This window comes from Lysinibacillus sp. FJAT-14745 (assembly GCF_001275675.1).
Lineage (GTDB): Bacteria > Bacillota > Bacilli > Bacillales_A > Planococcaceae > Lysinibacillus.
This window is the reverse complement of the sequence record NZ_LITM01000008.1, coordinates 66,055-84,741: the sequence shown is the minus strand read 5'-3', so window position 1 is coordinate 84,741 and position 18,687 is coordinate 66,055. Positions and strand designations below refer to the sequence as shown.

Annotated in this window: 13 protein-coding genes; 9 read left to right on the top strand and 4 right to left on the bottom strand. The window is 37.5% G+C overall.

What is annotated here, in order from left to right; all coding sequences use genetic code 11:
• Nucleotides 1-26 precede the first annotated feature (26 nt).
• Complete coding sequence (locus tag AMS59_RS14165; RefSeq protein WP_053484394.1) at nucleotides 27-3,146, top strand: S-layer homology domain-containing protein; 3,120 nt, start codon at nucleotides 27-29, stop codon at nucleotides 3,144-3,146.
• 235 nt (nucleotides 3,147-3,381) lie between these two features.
• On the opposite strand, the gene AMS59_RS25275 is transcribed toward AMS59_RS14165, so the two are convergent.
• Nucleotides 3,382-3,672, bottom strand: a complete 291-nt coding sequence (locus AMS59_RS25275; protein ID WP_156304667.1) for a hypothetical protein — start codon at nucleotides 3,670-3,672, stop codon at nucleotides 3,382-3,384.
• 417 nt (nucleotides 3,673-4,089) lie between these two features.
• Between AMS59_RS25275 and AMS59_RS14150 the strand changes: the two genes are divergently transcribed.
• Nucleotides 4,090-5,586, top strand: a complete 1,497-nt coding sequence (locus AMS59_RS14150; RefSeq protein ID WP_053484391.1) for an S-layer homology domain-containing protein — start codon at nucleotides 4,090-4,092, stop codon at nucleotides 5,584-5,586.
• Here the strand turns inward: AMS59_RS14150 and AMS59_RS25265 are convergent.
• The 3 genes from AMS59_RS25265 to AMS59_RS14140 are packed head-to-tail and all read right to left on the bottom strand — an operon-like array spanning nucleotide 5,583 to nucleotide 7,862.
• Entirely contained in the window at nucleotides 5,583-5,873 is a 291-nt protein-coding gene (locus tag AMS59_RS25265; RefSeq protein WP_156304665.1) for a hypothetical protein, read from the bottom strand. The genes AMS59_RS14150 and AMS59_RS25265 overlap by 4 nt on opposite strands.
• Before the next feature lie 55 nt (nucleotides 5,874-5,928).
• Nucleotides 5,929-7,185, bottom strand: a complete 1,257-nt coding sequence (locus AMS59_RS14145; RefSeq protein WP_053484390.1) for an efflux RND transporter periplasmic adaptor subunit — start codon at nucleotides 7,183-7,185, stop codon at nucleotides 5,929-5,931.
• Complete coding sequence (locus AMS59_RS14140) at nucleotides 7,185-7,862, bottom strand: hypothetical protein (RefSeq protein ID WP_053484389.1); 678 nt, start codon at nucleotides 7,860-7,862, stop codon at nucleotides 7,185-7,187. Before AMS59_RS14140 ends, AMS59_RS14145 begins: the two co-directional genes overlap by 1 nt.
• A gap of 565 nt (nucleotides 7,863-8,427) precedes the next feature.
• Here AMS59_RS14140 and AMS59_RS14135 point away from each other — a divergent pair.
• From AMS59_RS14135 to AMS59_RS14110, 7 genes are all read left to right on the top strand, one after another.
• A complete protein-coding gene (locus tag AMS59_RS14135; RefSeq protein WP_053484388.1) occupies nucleotides 8,428-11,907 on the top strand; it encodes a hypothetical protein in 3,480 nt (1,159 codons plus the stop codon).
• Nucleotides 11,908-11,966: 59 nt separating this feature from the next.
• Entirely contained in the window at nucleotides 11,967-12,626 is a 660-nt protein-coding gene (locus tag AMS59_RS14130) for an S-layer homology domain-containing protein (protein WP_053484387.1), read from the top strand.
• Between the two features lie 308 nt (nucleotides 12,627-12,934).
• The gene (locus AMS59_RS14125; RefSeq protein WP_053484386.1) at nucleotides 12,935-14,017 is read left to right on the top strand and encodes an S-layer homology domain-containing protein; all 1,083 of its coding nucleotides are present in this window, start codon (nucleotides 12,935-12,937) and stop codon (nucleotides 14,015-14,017) included.
• 3 nt (nucleotides 14,018-14,020) lie between these two features.
• Complete coding sequence (locus tag AMS59_RS25260; protein ID WP_156304664.1) at nucleotides 14,021-14,557, top strand: hypothetical protein; 537 nt, start codon at nucleotides 14,021-14,023, stop codon at nucleotides 14,555-14,557.
• 268 nt (nucleotides 14,558-14,825) lie between these two features.
• The gene (locus tag AMS59_RS14120; protein WP_053484385.1) at nucleotides 14,826-15,755 is read left to right on the top strand and encodes a C40 family peptidase; all 930 of its coding nucleotides are present in this window, start codon (nucleotides 14,826-14,828) and stop codon (nucleotides 15,753-15,755) included.
• 242 nt (nucleotides 15,756-15,997) lie between these two features.
• Nucleotides 15,998-17,905 carry an N-acetylmuramoyl-L-alanine amidase gene (locus tag AMS59_RS14115; protein WP_053484384.1) on the top strand — a complete coding sequence of 636 codons (1,908 nt, stop codon included), beginning with the start codon at nucleotides 15,998-16,000 and terminating at the stop codon, nucleotides 17,903-17,905.
• Nucleotides 17,906-18,105: 200 nt separating this feature from the next.
• Nucleotides 18,106-18,687 (top strand): S-layer homology domain-containing protein (locus AMS59_RS14110; protein WP_199777760.1); only part of this gene is annotated, 582 nt, incomplete at its 3' end.

Here is an 18,687-nt window from a genome sequence, read left to right as displayed (position 1 = left end):
CTAATTTATCTAGGAGGTAATTTCATATGAAACAAAAATATAGTAAATGGGTTGTAGGCGCAGCTTCAGCAGCCCTAGTAGCATCAGCAATCGTACCAGCAGCAAGCGCAGCAAGCTTTTCTGATATTGAAAACACTGACCACAAGGACGCTATCTTAGCATTAGCAGACGCTAAAATCGTAGCAGGTTACCCAGATGGCACATTCAAACCGAATGCTGTAGTTACTCGTGGTAATGTAACTAAATTCTTAGGAAAATGGTTAGTGTCAGAAAAATACGAAGTTCCTGCAGATTATGCAACAAAAGCTCGTTTCACTGATTTACCAACAACAACACCTGACAAAGAATTATTACAATATGCAGCACTTGTTAAAGATGCTGGCGTATTCAAAGGCTCAAATAACCAATTAATGCAAGCTAATAACATGAGCCGTGAGCAAATGGCAGTTGTTTTAGTACGTGCTATCAAAACTGTTTACAACGTAGATTTAGTAGCAGATTACAAAGAGTCTGACTTCAAAACTACTATCACTGATTTAGACAAAGCTACAGCTACAGAAAATCGCGAAGCAATCATCGCGTTAGAATATGCTGGTCTTACAAATGTAAAACAGTTCAATCCTAAAAACACATTAACACGCGGTCAATTTGCATCATTCTTAAACCGTTCAATTACTAACATTGATAAAGTAGCACCTTTAACTGTTAAAGAAGTTAAAGTTGTAGATGCAACAACATTAGACGTAACACTTTCTGATGGCAAAAAACACACGGTAACATTACCAACTCCACTTCCAGAAAACAAAGTAACTAAAGTAGAGTTCGTTATCGATGGCAAAACTTATTCAGCTGAAGTTACATATGTAACTGCGGTAAAAGTAAAATCAGTTGATGCTGTAAATGCAAAAACTTTAGCAGTAACATTCAATAAACCAGTTGAAACTGAAAAAGCTAAATTTGAGCTTAAAAAAGATGGCTTCAAATCTAACTTCTCTTCTATTACATGGAACGCAGATAAAACAGTTGCAACAATTGAATTAACAAGCAAAATTACAAAAGGTGAATTCACTGTTAACGTAACAGGTCTTTCAAATGAAGCACTAACTGGTTCTGTGAAAACAGAAGACGAAAAAGTTTCTACTATTGAAATCCTTGGTGAAGTAGCTCCATTAACTACTGGAGATACAGCTACAATCGGTTACCAAATTAAAAACCAATACGGTGAAGATATTACAAAATTAAACGCTTCATCATTAACAATATCTGCGGCAGGTGCTAAAGCAGATCCAAATGCAGACGGCTCTATTACGATTTCTAAAGCTGGTCTAAAAGAAGGCGACAAAGTAGTACTTACAGTGATCCACGGTGCAACTGCAACTACAGCTACACAAACTGTAACAGTTTCTGCTAAAACTGTAGCATCTGACGTAACAATTGGCGCTCTTTACAACAAAGATGGCAAATCTTTAACTGAAGACTCTGCTTTAGCAAAAGATAAATTCTATCTTCCTGTTACTGTAAAAGACCAATACGGTAAAGAAGTTACTGACGTAAAACGTCTAAAAGATGAGGTTCTAGTAACAAATACAAACCAAGCTGTTGCAACATTTGGTGCATTTGAAAAACAAACAATTGAAGGCAAAGATGTAATTGTTCTTCCTGTTGAGAAAATTGTAGCAACTGGTAATACAAACGTAATCGTTATCGCGAAAGCAACTGGTAAAAACGGCCAAGCTACAGTGAAAGTTGCTGAGGGTGTACGTACTGATTCAGTTACTTTAGGCGCTCCTACAAAAGTTGTTACTGCTGGAGCAGACATCCTATTCCCATTATCTGTTTTAGACAAACAAGGTAATGCAATTAAAGATACTACTGTATTAAAAGGTTCTAAAGGTATCTCTATTACTGGCGGTACTTTAGTAGAAAAAGACGGCGAACTTTATGCAAAAGTAGCAGGCGCTGACGTAAAAGAAAACACACCAGTAACTGTCGTTGTAACATCTTCAACTGGTAAAGTTGCAACTCAAACAGCTATCCCTAAATCTACAACTGAGCCAAAAGTAATCACTGGCTTAAATAGCAAAGTAAGCACAGCTATCCGTGAAATTGCTGGTGAAAAAGTAGAAATCACTGCAAAAGACATCGTAGTTGAAGATCAATTCGGTCAAGTTATTTCAACTGATGAGCTTCTTGCAAAACTTGCAACAACAGGCTACACAATCAAAGCATTCACAGACAACGATGCACCATTCGAAGTAACTGGTGAAATTAAAGATGCTACTAACAACAAAATCACAGTAGCATACAAAGCAGGCGTTACTAAAACAACTGCTAATGTAACATTCAAACTTGTAAAAGTTGCGGATAATACTGCAAACGAAGCAAGCTCTTACTCTAAACAATTCTCAGTTGTAAAAGATAGCTCATTTACTTCTTATAAAGTAGAAGATATCAAACCTATCTATGTAGCTGGACAAGTAATCCCTGAAAAATATGGCAAAGATATTGTAGTGAAAGCAGTAACTGCTAATGGTGGAGAAGTTACACTTAAATCTGGTTCTGACTACACTGTAAAATCTTCAGTTCTTACAAACGTTGCAGATGGTAATATTACTACTGGTGATGCTGCTAACGTGGTATTCGATAAAGATGCAAAAACTGCAACTGCAAAAGTAACAATCACAATCAATGCTACTGGTGAAGAAATCGTGAAAGAAGTAACATTCTCTAACGTTGCTCCTAAAGTAGAAAAAGTTGCTGTAGTAGAAAACGATAAAGCTGCACAATACATTGCTGGTGAGGCTGTTAACTTCGTAACAACTTCTTCTTACAATGTAGCTGCTGACTTCAACTTAGATGCATTCTTCAAATTAGCTGACGTAGTCGTTACTGACCAATACGGCGTAATGGCAACTGTTGCTGAAACTGGTGCAGATAAAGGTAAAGCTACATTTAACGGCGTTACAACTGCTGCTACAACATTAACTTTAGCTAAAGTTAACGGTGAAGTAGTATTCAGCAAAAACGGTACAGAGGAAGCATCTGCTGCAGGTAAAGCTGGAGACGCATTCACTGCTCGTGTAAACATTGGTGGTCAAAGTGCAACTGCTGTAAAAGTTACAGCTAAACAAGACTTCAAAAACTAAGAAATATTTTATATACAGTGAAGGTTCGAGTTAATCGAACTCTTCACTGTTTTTTTGTTTATGAGGAAAATTAAGATGATGGATAGAAGAGCTGGAGTGACGGAAAGAAGAGCTGGAGTGACGGAAAGAAGAGCTGGCGACGGATGGAAAGCTAAAGCGACGGATAGAACCACCAAAATAGTGGATAGAACCGCCAAAGCGACGGAAAGAACCGCCAAAGCGAGGGAAAGAAGAGTCAAAACGACGGAAGGAAGCCAGAGCGACGGAAAGAAGAGTCAGAGCGACGGAAAGAAAAGTAAGCGACGGAAAGAAGAGTCAAAACGGCGGATGGAAAGCTAAAGCGACGGATAGAACCACCAAAATCGTGGATAGAACCACCAAAGTCGTGGATAGAACCGCCAAAGCGACGGAAAGAAGGGCCAAAGCGACGGAAAGAAGGGCCAAAGCGACGGAAAGAAGGGCCAAAGCGACGGAAAGAAGAGTCAAAACGACGGAAGGAAGCCAGAACGACGGAAAGAAGAGTCAAAATGGCGGATGGAAAGCTAAATCGACGGATAGAACCACCAAAATCGTAGAAGAGTCAAAATCGTGGATAGAACCGCCAAAGCGACGGAAAGAAGGGCCGAAGCGACGGAAAGAAGTCAGAACGACGGAAAGAAAAGCCGGAACGACGGAAGGAAGAGCAAGAACGACGGAAAGAAAAGCCAGAACAACGGAAAGAAAAGCCAAAACGAAGAATAGAATCCCCGAAATGACAGATATAATCTCGAACCGACGAACTTGGTAGTCAATAGATGAGATTCACTTCATTTCTCAACCCAACATTCGATATAGAACTAGAAAAAAGAAACTCTTCATAGTAGAAGATTAATAAATATTTAGATTTCCTTATACGTATAATAATAGTATGATAGACAAAATATGTTAAGGGGTTGAGCTGGTGATGAATAAGCATACTTTATTTCAGGGAGCATTAGTTGCTGCTCTAGCGACGAGTGCTATTGTAGTAGTACCAACTGCACAGGCAACAGATAAATTTTCTGATATTGATTACACGAAGGAATACGGTGTGGCGGTAAAGGATTTAGCTGAACGTGGAATTATTAAAGGTTATGCAGATGGTACGTTTAAGCCATTCGCTGATGTGACGCGTGGACAGGCATCGAAGATTTTAGCAGGTCTTTTAGGGCTAGATACTAAAAATGTAATGGATCCAAAATTTACTGATGTAAAGCCGAGCGATGAATATTATGGGGCAATCGCAGCCTTAGAAAATGAAGGAATTATTTCAGGATTTGCAGATGGAAGCTTCGGTATCAATCAAGCGATTACACGTGAACAATTAGCGCGAATGCTAACAACGGCATATCATTTAGAATCTACTGCTGGTCAGATATTACCATTTAAGGATATTGAAAAATATTCGGATGCTTATTACGCAGTTGCTCCATTGTTTGAAAATAATATAACGAAGGGAAATACACCAACTACTTTTGGTTTAAAAGAGACTGTCAATCGAGCGCAGCTTGCGTTATTTATTCATCGTATTGAAGCTATGCAGGCTAAACGAGTTATTCAAACATTTACTGCACGAGAGCTTAATTCAACTAATATTGATGCTTATTCTACTGACAATCTAGCGACAGATGGAGAGCATGAATTCTTCCGCATTCTTCGAACAAATAATGATGTGAAGGTTGAGGCGCTAAGAGAGGGATCGGGCTATTTTATGCTTATTGGCTACAATATCGATAGTGCGGAAAATTATGAAATAGTCGATATGCAAAAATATAAAATTGCTGTAACAAAAGTAGATGGAAAATTACAAATTAACTGTCAGCCAACAGATGAAGTTACACCTGGCTCAGCGCTGATTTTAGAACAAGATTTAGGCTTTGATCCGAAAAATATTCAGCTAACTACAGCTGCCGGTCACGCTGTTAGTGATAAAGTTTTCAGCTATAAGCCATATAAATTTGATGGCTTGGAGGAAGAAACGATTCCTAAGGGCGGTAACTATGTGCTGTCGTTATCGCAAGCAGGTGACTATATTGCGACTCTATCTGATAATAAAGGACAGTCGGTACGTGTAGGGATCCATGCTGAATCTGATGGCTATGAATTGTATACGTCATTAGCGGTTGAAAAAAACAGTGTGTTCATTCCAAAAAGTGAAATTGGCTTTAAGGTGAAAGATTTCAAAATTGAGCAATACACAGGTGCAATGCATGATCATAAAATAGTTGATGTCGAGCTTTCAGCAGATGGTGTAACTGTAAAAAGAATCGGAAAAGGTGATTCTATATTTTCTGTACGTCTGAATGGAGAAAATGGCGAGAAATTATATGTACATGGCATGGTCTATGAGGTATGTGGTATATCAACTATGAACTATGAAATAGCGACACAAGAACAAATGGAGCATTCAAAATTTAATTAAGAAACCGGTTGAACAGCGAACATCCCGGTAAACATCGAAGAATCGCTGATAGAACCAGGTAAATCGCTGATAAACATCGAAGAATCGCTGATAGAACCAGGTAAATCGCTGATAAACATCGAAGAATCGCTGATAGAACCAGATAAATCGCTGATAAACATCGAAGAATCGCTGATAGAACCAGATAAATTGCTGATAAGCATCGAAGAATCGCTGATAGAATCAGGTAAATCGCTGATAAACATCGAAGAATCGCTGATAGAACCAGATAAATCGCTGATAAGCATAAAAAAATCGCCAACAACAGAAAACCTCCCCATTTTTCGGGGAGGTTTTTGTATGCTAAAAGACGATATATTTCACATAGTCTTTCCAACCGATCTCTTTAAAATTTCGCCATTCGATTTTTTTAAGAGGTATTGAACGGAAGGAGCGAGCTAGAATATTGCGTTGTTCATTTGCAATAATAGGTGTTCCGGCATCCATATAGCCTGTAAAGATAGTAGAATCTGCCGTTTTAAAGGCAACCTTGATATCCTCAAGGCGTATTTTACCATTTCCATCTATCGTATAAACGCTTTGTTTATTATTCTTTCCAGACTTCACCCATGCGGAATTCACTTTAAGTGCGTTGGATGCTTCATTTACGGTAATAGAAGCCTTACCAACAGTTGAAAATGGAATTTTTTCTAGCATGTCATCCTGATGCAAAATTACCTCATAGCTTGTAGGCTTTGGTAGCTTTGCAGACTTAGCTAGTTCATTTGCCCAAAGTGAGTCATTATTCGTTGGTATCTTTTGTTTTTGAACTACAGTACCTGATAGTTCATTGTCGTTATGCGGCAATTTAAAACTAACGGTTTGGCCATCTTCAACCTTTTGCCATTCATCCTCGGATAAGTAGGCAAGCATAGACTTTTCAGATGAATAAATTTCAAATGTCACCGCACCAGCTTCTTCAGTGATTTTTGAGATTACACCATCTACTGGGCAAATAACACCTTGGCGTGCTTTAATTTGGCCTATTTGTGCATCCATTAATGCTACTTGACGATTAGTCTCCGCAATGTGACGGTTTAATATTGCCACTGCAGTTGATGGAGAAGCTTGCTGACCTAATTCAAATTTAACAGAGACATTTAACTTATCACTAATTTGGTCGGTATTAATAGAGCTTTTCGGGTCCTTGCCTCCACCGTATTCAGATTCTATCTCGGCTAAAGCAGACTCTAAATCACTTAATTCAGTTTCGTAAGCAGTGCGTTCAGCCTCAAGCTTTGTTAATTCACCGTCAACTTCTTCTGTTTTGTAGGTAGCTAGTGAATCATTGGCATGTACTTCCTGTCCACGTGTTACATCTATTGCAGAAAGATTTTTCGCATCTGCTGAAATCGTATAGGTTTGTGTTGGTGCAACAATCGCATCCTTTTCAACCGTCTCTACACGATCACCAGGTGTAGCTCTTTGAAATTCACCGATAAAGTAGGATCTGGCTACTTTACTATCATCTTTAAATACAAAATAAGCATTCACACCAATTAATAACGCTATCATAATAATACTTAAACTTGTCCAAGGTCTGGATTTAATAAAGCGCATCATCCTAACCCCCTTGTAATCCATTCTTGTAGTGGTAACACACTAATCATGCCGATAAAAATAGCCATTACCACATATAGCCCAATAATTTTTGCTAATAGTGCCTTACGATCTGACCATTCCTCCCATTTTGAAAGGAACGTGTATTGCACAATAATTGTTAATACAGTTGCTACGGTTAGTTGATTGATAGCAAATAGCACAAAATCCGTATCAATTACTTGCTGAGCTAAAGGTGCAAGTGAGAAGAAGGAGAAGTTTGTAGTGTAACCAACTGCATAAAACACGGCAAATAAAATTGTTTTTTCAATAAGTAAAAATACCATTACATAAAGTTGTACCTTCTGAATCCATTTGTATGGAATGTCTGTTAATAGATGTAACAAGTATGTAACGCCATAATAATGGAAGCAATAATAGATAACTCCCCAGGCAATAACCCCAACCATTGATAATAAACGGGCTGTATAGTATTCATTTGGATGATTCGATGCAAATAATGTTGTTAAGCTTTCAGTACCCATGCCCCAAAACTCACGAATGACAAATAGTAGCATAAAGAGCATAAAAACTGTGAAGGATCGCTTTTTATAGCCTCTTATTTCTCCTTGCTCAACAGCTTGGGTAAAGTTAGTGGGATGCATTAAGCTGTGCCAAAATTTATAGTGATAAAACATATATAGCTCCCTTTCTCGTAAATTAAATAGTAAAGTTGTAGTATACACCTAATTACTGGTAAATAACATAGTAGAAATGCTGAGTTTTTCATTGTTTTCCCTCGATAAAGAGAAAATTTTATTATTATTTTAGAAAGCTTTTATTCACCAAAATGAGTAATGTTTCGACATAATATTTCCTGGAAAATATAAGGAGTAAGTACGTATAGAGTAGCCCTTTCCTTAGACGTGCGCTGGCCTTTCTACGCTCTGCTTTCGCACGTCAGCTGTGCTTTTAGGTGGTGAATTTATTCATATAAAGTCTAGTGCAATTTTATTCGCAATTAGTCATCTTTTGCCAAAATTTCTGGTAAATCAATGCACATAATTTAATTATATAGTATCCTAACAATAACTTCCTATAAAAAGACTATTCAATCTAAAAAAATATCTTTCTATTAGTGAAGAGGATGAGCTTCCTTAATAGATTAGCTTGAAATAGGATAAAAAGCACCGATACAAAAGGTAGTAAATTAGAAATAAATGATACATATCTATTTACCTATAAAAAGAAAGGGTGGGCATTTTGAAGAAACCACTACAGGTTGGTGTAATAACAGGTCTATTACTAACTCCGGCAGCGATTGCCAATGCTCAAGAAACACAACCTCAAACAATCTCTCAGGAGAATCAAGTAGCTAATGTGAATGTAGCAGCAACAGACACTAGATCACAAACAATTGCACAATTTGGCAAACTATCTGTTACGTCAACTAATGATGAAATGGTAATAGCAAAAGGAGATGTAGCAGTTTTAAGTATTACAGACTTCAAACCAGATGAAATCAATTTCATTAAAGCGAAATACGAATATGTTGTTGCCCAACGAGATTTATTGTCCAAATTAAAGAATACCGGAGCAGAAATAAGTAAGCTGTCTTATACAAGTAAAACATTTTTTGATGATGTGACAAAATTACATCAAAATTACAGTACTTTTTTAGGTTCAGAAACAGAAACAGACTCTTATTTAAATGTTCAAAAGACTTTTGAGAATGCTGTAAATAAAGCCCTTGCATCAACGGAGGCAAAGGACATTGTTTCCTCAATTCGAGGTACATCAACTCAATATGGCTATGGAGAGTCAGAACGTATTGATTATTTCAAAAAGAACGGTGCAGATATTGAGAAGCTTTTGAAAATGAACAAGGATGCAAACGATGTAAAGAATACGATTAGTAAGTTAGATTCTTTTATTGCTGTTCTAGATAAACAGTCATCCACTTCTACTGAAATTAATGCTGCTGCTGCCGAAGTAACGACTGAATTGAACACTCTAACAGCAGATCAAAAGAAAATTGTCATAGCACACAATCCAAATAATGCAGCGGTCACACCATATAAAAAATATACAGATGTGTTAGGAAACTTATCATCGGCTGATCAAGTGATTACTAGTATTACACAGCTAACACAAAAGAAACCGGAAGACTTTTCATCTGCTGCAAGCTTTATTAGTGCTGTAACAGCAATTGAAACTTCCTACAATAGACTAGATGAAGGCTCAAAGCGTTTAGTTGCAAATTATAAAGATTTTGGGCCATATCAGGAAGCGGCTAATGTTTCCAAGCAAATTACTGCATTACGTCCGTCAAGTAATGCCGACTATCGTACTGCAGTAAAGGCAGCGAGCGATAAGTTAACAAACTTAGATAAAAAATTATTTGTGAAAAATTCCGCTGATTTAGAATTAGCTGTGGCAAATATAGCAACAGCACAAGAAATAGAAAAATTAATTTCAGACATTGCTACAACTACAGATAAGATTACACAAATAGAGAAAGCACGTGCAGCTTACAATACACCAGTCGCACCTGCAGGACAAAAAATAGACGTGGCCACTGTCAAGAAAATTGTGAACAATTTGCCCGAGCTAACAAGCTGGGAAAGTTCACATAAAGCTGTTTTAAATGTTATATCCCTTGTAGAAAAGCTAGACCCAACTGCGAAGGATTATACTAAAAAAGCGAGGGATGCTAACACGGCTTACCTAAAGCTAGATCCTACAAAACGCGACTACGTGAAAAGCTATAAAACGTTGAAAAGTCAAGTAGAGGCGATGGATATTGTGGCACGAATCATGGCCTTAAACACGTCGCAAAAAACATATAAGGAAACTGTCGAACTGTTATCAGCAGACTACGAAAAGCTATCATCCGAAGCGAAAGCACTTGTAACAAATAATGCAGATCTTCAAACAGCAAAAGGCTATATTGCAACAGCGAAAAATTTCGATGATCGTGTGATTGCTTTAGCTAATGAACCAGATACTACATTTATAGCAAAAGTGGCAGCGTTGTCTTCTGAGTATAAAACGATGGACAAAAATGCGAAAAAATTAGTCACACAATACAAGACATTAACAACTTATGAGAAAAATAATGCCAATGTAGTGAAGGTTGTTAAATTAATTGCAGACTTAAATCCAGCAAATAGGGATTATACAAAAAAAGTTTTAGCAGCACGTAAAGCATACAATGCATTAGACCCTGCCTCACAAAAACGCGTAACAAACTACAATCAGCTAACAGCAGTTGAGGATGTTGCTACATTAATAGGCTTGATTGAAACATTGAAACCGACAAATAAAACATTTTTAAATGATTTAGATTCTGCGCGCAAAAATTATGATGCATTACCTCCAGAAAAGCAAAAAGCTGTTATTAATTATGAAAAGCTTGTCACAGCTGAGACTGAGCTAAAATCTGCACATACAGTTATTGCATTAATAGATGCGGCAGTGCCTGATGATCCGGATTATTTAACGAAGCTTATGAATGCTCGCGTTGCTTACGATAAACTAACATCAGGACAGAAAAAGCTTGTCTCTAATGTGAAGGTGTTAACAGATCGTGAAAAAGAAGTAAAAGCAATTTTAAATACTATGGTGCAAATCGATGGTATAGAGCCGGGGACAAGTAAATTTGTCAGTCAAGTAAACTCAGCGCGAAAAGCGTATGATAAGTTGACAAAAGACCAAAAGCTATATGTCAAAAATATTGCTATTTTACAAAGCTACGAGCCAACTGCTAATGTGATTGAATTAATTGGCAAGCTAAAGCCGTCAAGTAAAACGTTTAATGCGGATACAGCACAAGCTCGAGCTTTATACAATGCTCTAAGTAAGGACATGCAGCAATATGTTACAAACTACAATTTATTACAAGCTGCTGAAGCAAGCGTCTTAGGGGCAGGCAATGTACAGCGCATGATTGATGAACTTCCATCTGTCCCGGTGAATCAATATATTAAACGTATTGAAGAGATACGTGCAGCATATAATGCATTACCAAAAGATCAACAATATGCGGTTGAAAACTATAAAACATTGCAAGAGCAAGAAAATATTATTAAGCCTGTCATTAGTGTTGTCAATGAGATTGATAAACTTATGACATCGAAAAATATGGACAGCCAATATCAAAAGATTTTAAAAGCATATGACAATCTTACTGCTACTCAGCGTAAATATGTTTATAACGAGCAGCTGCTTCTATCGTTAGATAACGTTATTAATGTTTATAAGAGTATTGAAGCTTTGAAGCCGAGCGATAAAATGTATTTTGGCATGATAGAATCTGTGCGAAAAGATTACGATAGCTTAAGTACTATAGATAAGCAAAGAGTATCTAATTACAATATTTTGCTTGAAGCTGAGAAAAGTATGAGCGAAGTGAAGAAGGTTGTAGAAATTATTTCAGGTCTTAATCCTACTTCTAGCACATATATTCAAGATGTAGCGAATGCTTCTGCGGCATATAAAGCATTAGACTCTAAAGTAAAAGGACAAGTCCTTAACTACGAAACTTTAAAGAAAGCAGAAAAAGATGTAGCGGCAGTATTAAAAGTTGTAGAAGCGATAGGTAAGTTGGACCCAGATTCTAAAACATTTGAAAAGAATGTACTGGCTGCACAAAAACAATACGATGCACTTACTCTTGAACAACAGGATTTAGTGTATAATTACCGTATTTTACAAGATCATATAAAAACACTAGGTTTATAATAAGGAGAGAGGGCCAGTCCCTCTTTTCTTTCTTTATAATGAGGAAAGGAAGCGTTAATTTGTCGACAAAGAAGGTACATAAAGCATGGGCTTTTGCAACCGCTGCAGTAGTTGTTCCCTGTGTTGCAGCCATGCCTGCAGAAGCAGCTACAATGCCATTTACAGATATAAAAAATAGCGGAAACGAAGCAGAACTATACAAGGCAGTTAGTGAATTATATAGCCAGGGAATTGTATTTGGGACAACTTCGACGACGTTTAGTCCTTATCAAAACTTAACGCGAGGGGAAGCGGCATACTTTTTGGCTGAAGCGCTAAAATTGGAGACAAAAAATGTAGTAAATCCTGGCTTCAGTGATGTACCGACCTCTCATAAATATTACGGTCATATTGCCGCGCTTGTTGAAAAGGGCATTATCCAAAAAGGTACAAATTATAATCCAGATCAATTTATTAAGCGAAGTCAAATGGCAAAAATGTTGACACTTGGCTTTGATTTACAGCAGGCTACAAAATTATCTGCTCCATTTTTAGATTTTACAAAAGATAATGAAACTAATACGTATATTCAAACGTTATTAAATTATGGGATTACACAAGGTACTAGCCCGACCACATTTTCACCTTATACGGATGTTCGACGTGGTCAAATGGTTTTATTCCTTTACCGTACCTTACAAAAAGCTGAAGACGATTTCTATATTATTAGTGTTGAATAAATGCGAAGACGCACTCTTAGGTTATCTTCAATCTTGGAGTGGTTTTTTTAAAATGAAAGAGGTAAAATTAGGTAATAATGGAATGTGCGTATCGCGTCAACCAAAATTGGGTGTGAAGACCGGTCGACCTATAAGCTGCGATATACTTTTATTACCGCGTCGTGTGGGCCACGAGTAACCCACACACCTCTAAAGGAAAATCAAACATAAGTATACTGAAATCCTTAAATTTGTCGTCAGGAAAACATGTGGTGGCAAGTTTGTTCCATTAGAGTACTATACATAATTAAATGAAGGAGGAGATAGCTATGTTTAAAAAAGTATCGAGTGTTGTTGGCATGTCTCTTATTTTGCTGACTACATCATATGCTGTGCCTCTGACAAACACATCTGAAGAAGTATTGGCAGCTAATATTGCAAAGGATGTTTCACAATCACATTGGGCAAGAAGCTCAATAGAACGTATGCTAGAAAAGCATTATATGACAAATGATCAGGATGGCTTTTTCAGACCAGAACAACCGATTACTAGGGCTGAGGCTGCAGCTGCAATTGCTCGTTCCATGCAGCTAAAACTGGATACCGATTACTCTCCAAATTTTACAGACTTATCAGCCAATCATCCGTACTATAAAGAAATTTGTGCCTTAGTGGAATTAGGGATTTTACAAAATGGTGATTGCTTCAACCCTGATGCACCTTTACAGCGCGCTCAAATAGCCAAGATGTTAACACTCGCTTATCAAATTGAAGTCGATTCCCAAAATAATAGTAAGTTTAGCGATGTTAATGATGGGAATTGGGCAAAAGACTATATTGAATCACTTGCAGATGTTGGTGTTATTAAAGGAATCAACGCACAGCAATTTGCACCAAATCGATTGGTAACACGTGCGCAATTTGCTTCTTTGGTTGAAAGAAGTCTCGACTTTTCAACGAAGGTAACAAATCTCGAGATGGCCTATGACTATTTATCCAAGTCCTATATTCCAACAAAAAATTATTCACCAACCATGTCTAATGATGTAATACGTTTAGTCAACGTCGAACGACAAAAAAGAAAGCTACAACCCCTTAACTTTGATGCAGCTTTAACACAAATTGCCGTTATTAAAGCACAGGATATGGTGAATCGACATTATTTTGAGCACGAATCCCCTTACTACGGGATGCCCTGGGATTTAGCAACAATATTCGATTATCCATACACGAGCTTAGGAGAGAATATAGGAAGAAAAATTCCAACACCCGATGCGGCCGTCAAAGCATGGATGGCTTCACCAGCACATCGTGAAAATATTTTGCGAGAAAATTACACAAATACCGGGGTAGCAATTGCAGTTGATAGCAATGGATATTACTATTGGGTGCAATTATTTTCTAGTCAATAGCTAGTGCGGTGCGGGATAAGGAAATACCCGCGCGAGGCGAAGGAATACCCGCGAAGTAGGGGCAAATACCCGCGGAGCAGAGGTGAATACCCGCGAAGTAGGGGCAAATACCCGCGGAGCAGAGGTGAATACCCGCGAAGCATGGGGAAATACCCGCGCGAGGCGAATGAATACCCGCGAAGCATGGGCAAATACCCGCGCGAGGCGAATGAATACCCGCGAAGCATGGGCAAATACCCGCGCGAGGTAAAGGAATACCCACGAAGCATGGGCAAATACCCGCGCGAGGCGAATGAATACCCGCGAAGCATAGGCAAATACCCGCGCAAGGCGAATGAATACCCGCGAAGTAGGGGCAAATACCCGCGGAGCAGAGGTGAATACCCGCGCAAGGTGATCAAATACCACGCGAACTCCTTACAACCTTTAATGGAGAATTGTATCGGAAATGCTCATATCCAACACATCAATTATGCCTCGTACGGAATCGGCTTTGTGTGTGCACAAAGCCGATTCCGTGACATCCGCCGGAGGCTTTAACTTCTTTCAGCAGAAGTTAAAAATTGAAAATGCACTAAATCTCGTATTCTATTGTGACAAAGCGTAGCTAATATTACAGGAATGTTACAAAAATCCCTAATATCCATTATTTAATGCCCATATTTTAGCGCTGATAAACCACGAAACGTTGGTATATCAGTGTTTTTTTGTGCTCTCAAAACCGTTACACAATTGAAAAGTTAAAATAGCATCTTTTGTGATAGTCTATTTATAGGCAAAAAAGTTCTGAGAGGGGAATACCGAATATATGAAAAAGAAATGGTTATTACCGATTTTTGCATCTTTCATGTTATTTACAACAACTCAAATAGATAAAGCTGAAGCAGCCACAACATCTGATGTAACTGATACAGCGTCAAAATATTTAGGTGTCCCATATCTTTATGGAGGTACAACTACTAAAGGGCTCGATTGCTCAGGATATACATCTAAAGTCTTTGCAGATTTAGGTATTGAATTAAACCGTACTTCAGGCTCACAATATCAACAAGGTACTGAGGTAGCAAAGGATAATCTGGAAGTTGGAGATTTACTATTCTTCAATACTAGTGGTAAAGGTGTCTCACATGTAGCTATTTACATGGGTGACGGGAAAATGATCCACTCACAAACAGGTAAAGGTGTTAGTTATTCAAATGTAAATGATCCTTATTATTGGGGTTCTCGTTACATCGGTGCTAAACGTGTAGCAACATTTGATAGCGAACAAGCAGAAGCTGTTAAAGAAGAAGTAAAGGACGCTGCGATTGACTTCACAGTTTATGCTTCTCGTGCTGAAGTGGCTGAGCAAATTGCTAAAGCACTTAACTTGGATACATCCGATAAAAATACGAAATTTACAGACGTAAAACCAACATATGCACATGCTGGTGCGATTGCTGCTGTATCGAAGTTAGGTATCTTTGATGGTGATGGTAGTGGAAAATTTAATCCATCTTCACCGATAACACGTGCTCAAATCTCGAAAGTATTAGTACATGCCTTCGGATTAAAGCAACAAGGCGATGTTGTAACATTTACTGATGCTCCTGCAAATCATTGGGCAAATGAATTTATTTCAATTTTAGCTTCAAATGGTATTACAGAAGGTAAAGGAAATGGTAACTTCGGTTACGATGAAATGTTAAAAATTTCTCAACTTCAATCATTTATTGAACGTGCACAAAAATTACAATAATAATTAAATTCCGTATTACTTAGACAAGGGCTACGTTTAAAGTAATACATTGCAAGGAAGTTCTTTTAAATAATGTATAAGTTGAGGAGAGTTTGCACTTGCAGGCTCTCTTCTTTTTATGAAATATACCAAAAAACGGGGTGATGCCTAAAAAATAGGAGAATAGTTTACGTTCGTATGATCGTTTTGTCTGTGCAAGTTTGCTAAATGTACACGAGAACAGGAAGGGAGGAAATAAGACAATGTACCTCAAAAAAGTCAGTCTTATATTATGCGTCTTATTCATTTCAGCTTCTATGTTTACAATACATAGCGCCCAAGCAAGTGGTGGGTTTGTAGATGTTCCTAAAGATCATGAAGCTTATGAAGAAATCAATTATTTAGTTAGTTTAGGTGTTATTAAAGGATATACGGAAAACGGCAAAACGTATTATAAACCTTACAACACAGTAACGCGTGGACAAGTTGCCAAAATGGCTGTAATTGCTTCAGGTAACAAGCCACTAGTTGTCAATAAATCAAACTTCTCCGATGTAACAGTCGGCACAGAGCTTTCAGGCTATGTAGAACGAGCTATACAGCTTGGACTATTTAAAACAAATACTCAGGGGCAATTCTTACCGAACAAGCCTTTAACTCGTGATGAAATGAGTTATGTATTAACAAAAGCGTTTAAGCTCGATACAAGTGAATATGAAAATATCGATTCACCTTTTGTGGACGTAGGTATTACTAATCCGTACGTTACATACGTGAATACGATTTACTATAATGGTATTACAAAGGGAATAGGTCAAAATTATAACCCGAATAACCAAGTGACACGTGCACAGTTTGCATTATTTGTAGCGCGTGCGAAAAGTGAACAGTATCGTTTAGAGCTACCAGTTAAAGGTGTAGCCGTACCTGATACATCACAGGTTATTGGATTAGTTTCTGTAACAACTGACGGATTAAATATTCGTAAATCAAAAGAATCTTCATCTACTACTAATGTTGTAGGTACTGTCAATAAAGGTGGCAAATTATCAGTCTATGCAGTTGAAGGAGACTGGTTAAAGGTTACTTATAAAGGTGCCTTTGCTTATATTTATAAAACGTATGCACAGTTTTTAGATGCAGATGGTAATGCATTAGGGAATGTCCAAAAGCAAGTTACTGCAACACAAAATCTAAATCTTTACGTAAAACCAACCTCTTCCTCAAAAGTTATTACATCGATTAATAGCAAAACAAAATTACCAGTTTATAAGACAGTAAGTGGCTACCATCTAACTGTAGTAAACGGTATTCCAGGCTATATCGTGGCTAATAGTACTGAGGACGTTGAAGTAGAAAAACCTTCTACTCCAGATCCAAATCCGACTCCAACTCCACCAACAGTTTCTGGTGATCTATTAGGTCGAGTGACGGTTGACAATTTAAATATCCGTAAAGAAGCTAACGCTACTTCAACGGTAGTAAGTAAGCTGAAAAAAGGCGAATATGTTCAAGTGAACAGTATTAACGGTTATTGGGCACAAGTGACTTATCAAGGTCAAAAAGGGTATGTCCATAAATCTTATATAAAGCTACTAAATCAAAGTGGTAATCCGTTGAAAGATCGAATTATCATTCTTGATCCAGGTCATGGCGGTAAGGACCCTGGAACTGTTGTAGGTTCTAATTCCGAAAAAGCTATTACATTAAAGGTTGGCACACTTGTGAAGCAAAAGCTAGAGGCTGCAGGTGCGAAGGTATATATGACTCGTACAGGGGATACGTATCCTTCACTTCAAGACCGCGTTGACTTTACAAATGCTAATTACGGTGAGATCTTCGTAAGTATCCATGTGAACTCAGCAGCAAATACTTCTGCACAAGGTACTGAAACATATTATGCAATTTCAACAGGTGATATGTATCAAGAAGACATTGATCTTGCGACATTTGTAAACAATCAAATCGTTAATAACTTAAATATGAAAAATCGTGGTGTTAAACAAGAACAATACTACGTAATTCGCAACATGCTTATTCCATCTATTCTAGTCGAGCTAGGCTTCCTAACAAATAGCGAAGACCGCGGTAAAATGACGGATGATCAATATGCTGAGTTATTCGCTGATTCTATCTACAAAGGGATTTCACAATACTACGCAAAAAAATAATAAAAACGGGCTACATTGTTCAATATGAACGATGTAGCTCTTTTGTTTGATTTAGCACTTTGCGCTTTTAAATATTATGATCATTGTAGATGTAAATTCTATTATTTAGAATTAAGTCTAATAGTTTGATCTATATCGTAGTTTTGCCTGTGAAATTTTGTTAATATTAATGTTAGAACAAGAAGGGAGGAAATAAGACATTGTATCTCAGAAAAATTAGTCTTATATTATGCGTCCTTTTCGTTTCTGCTTCAATGTTTACAATACATAGTGCACAAGCAAGTGGCGGTTTTGTAGATGTTACGAACAAGGATGACGCATATGAAGAAATCAATTATTTAGTTAATTTAGGTGTTATTAAAGGGTATACAGAAAAGGGCAAAACGTATTATAAACCTTATAACACAGTAACGCGTGGACAAGTTGCCAAAATGGTTGTTGTTGCTTCAGGTAACAAGCCACTAGTTGTCAATAAATCAAACTTCTCCGATGTAGCAGTCGGCACAGAGCTTTCAGGCTATGTAGAACGAGCTATACAGCTTGGCTTCTTTAAAACAAATACAAAGGGACAATTTTTACCAAACAAACCTTTAACTCGTGATGAAATGAGTTATGTGTTAACAAACGCGTTTAAGCTCGATACAAGCGAGTATAAAAATATCGATTCTCCTTTTGTAGACGTGGGTATTAATAATCCGTACGTTTCATATGTGAATACGATTTACTATAATGGTATTACTCAGGGAAGCAATCAAAATTATAATCCAAATGGACAAGTGACA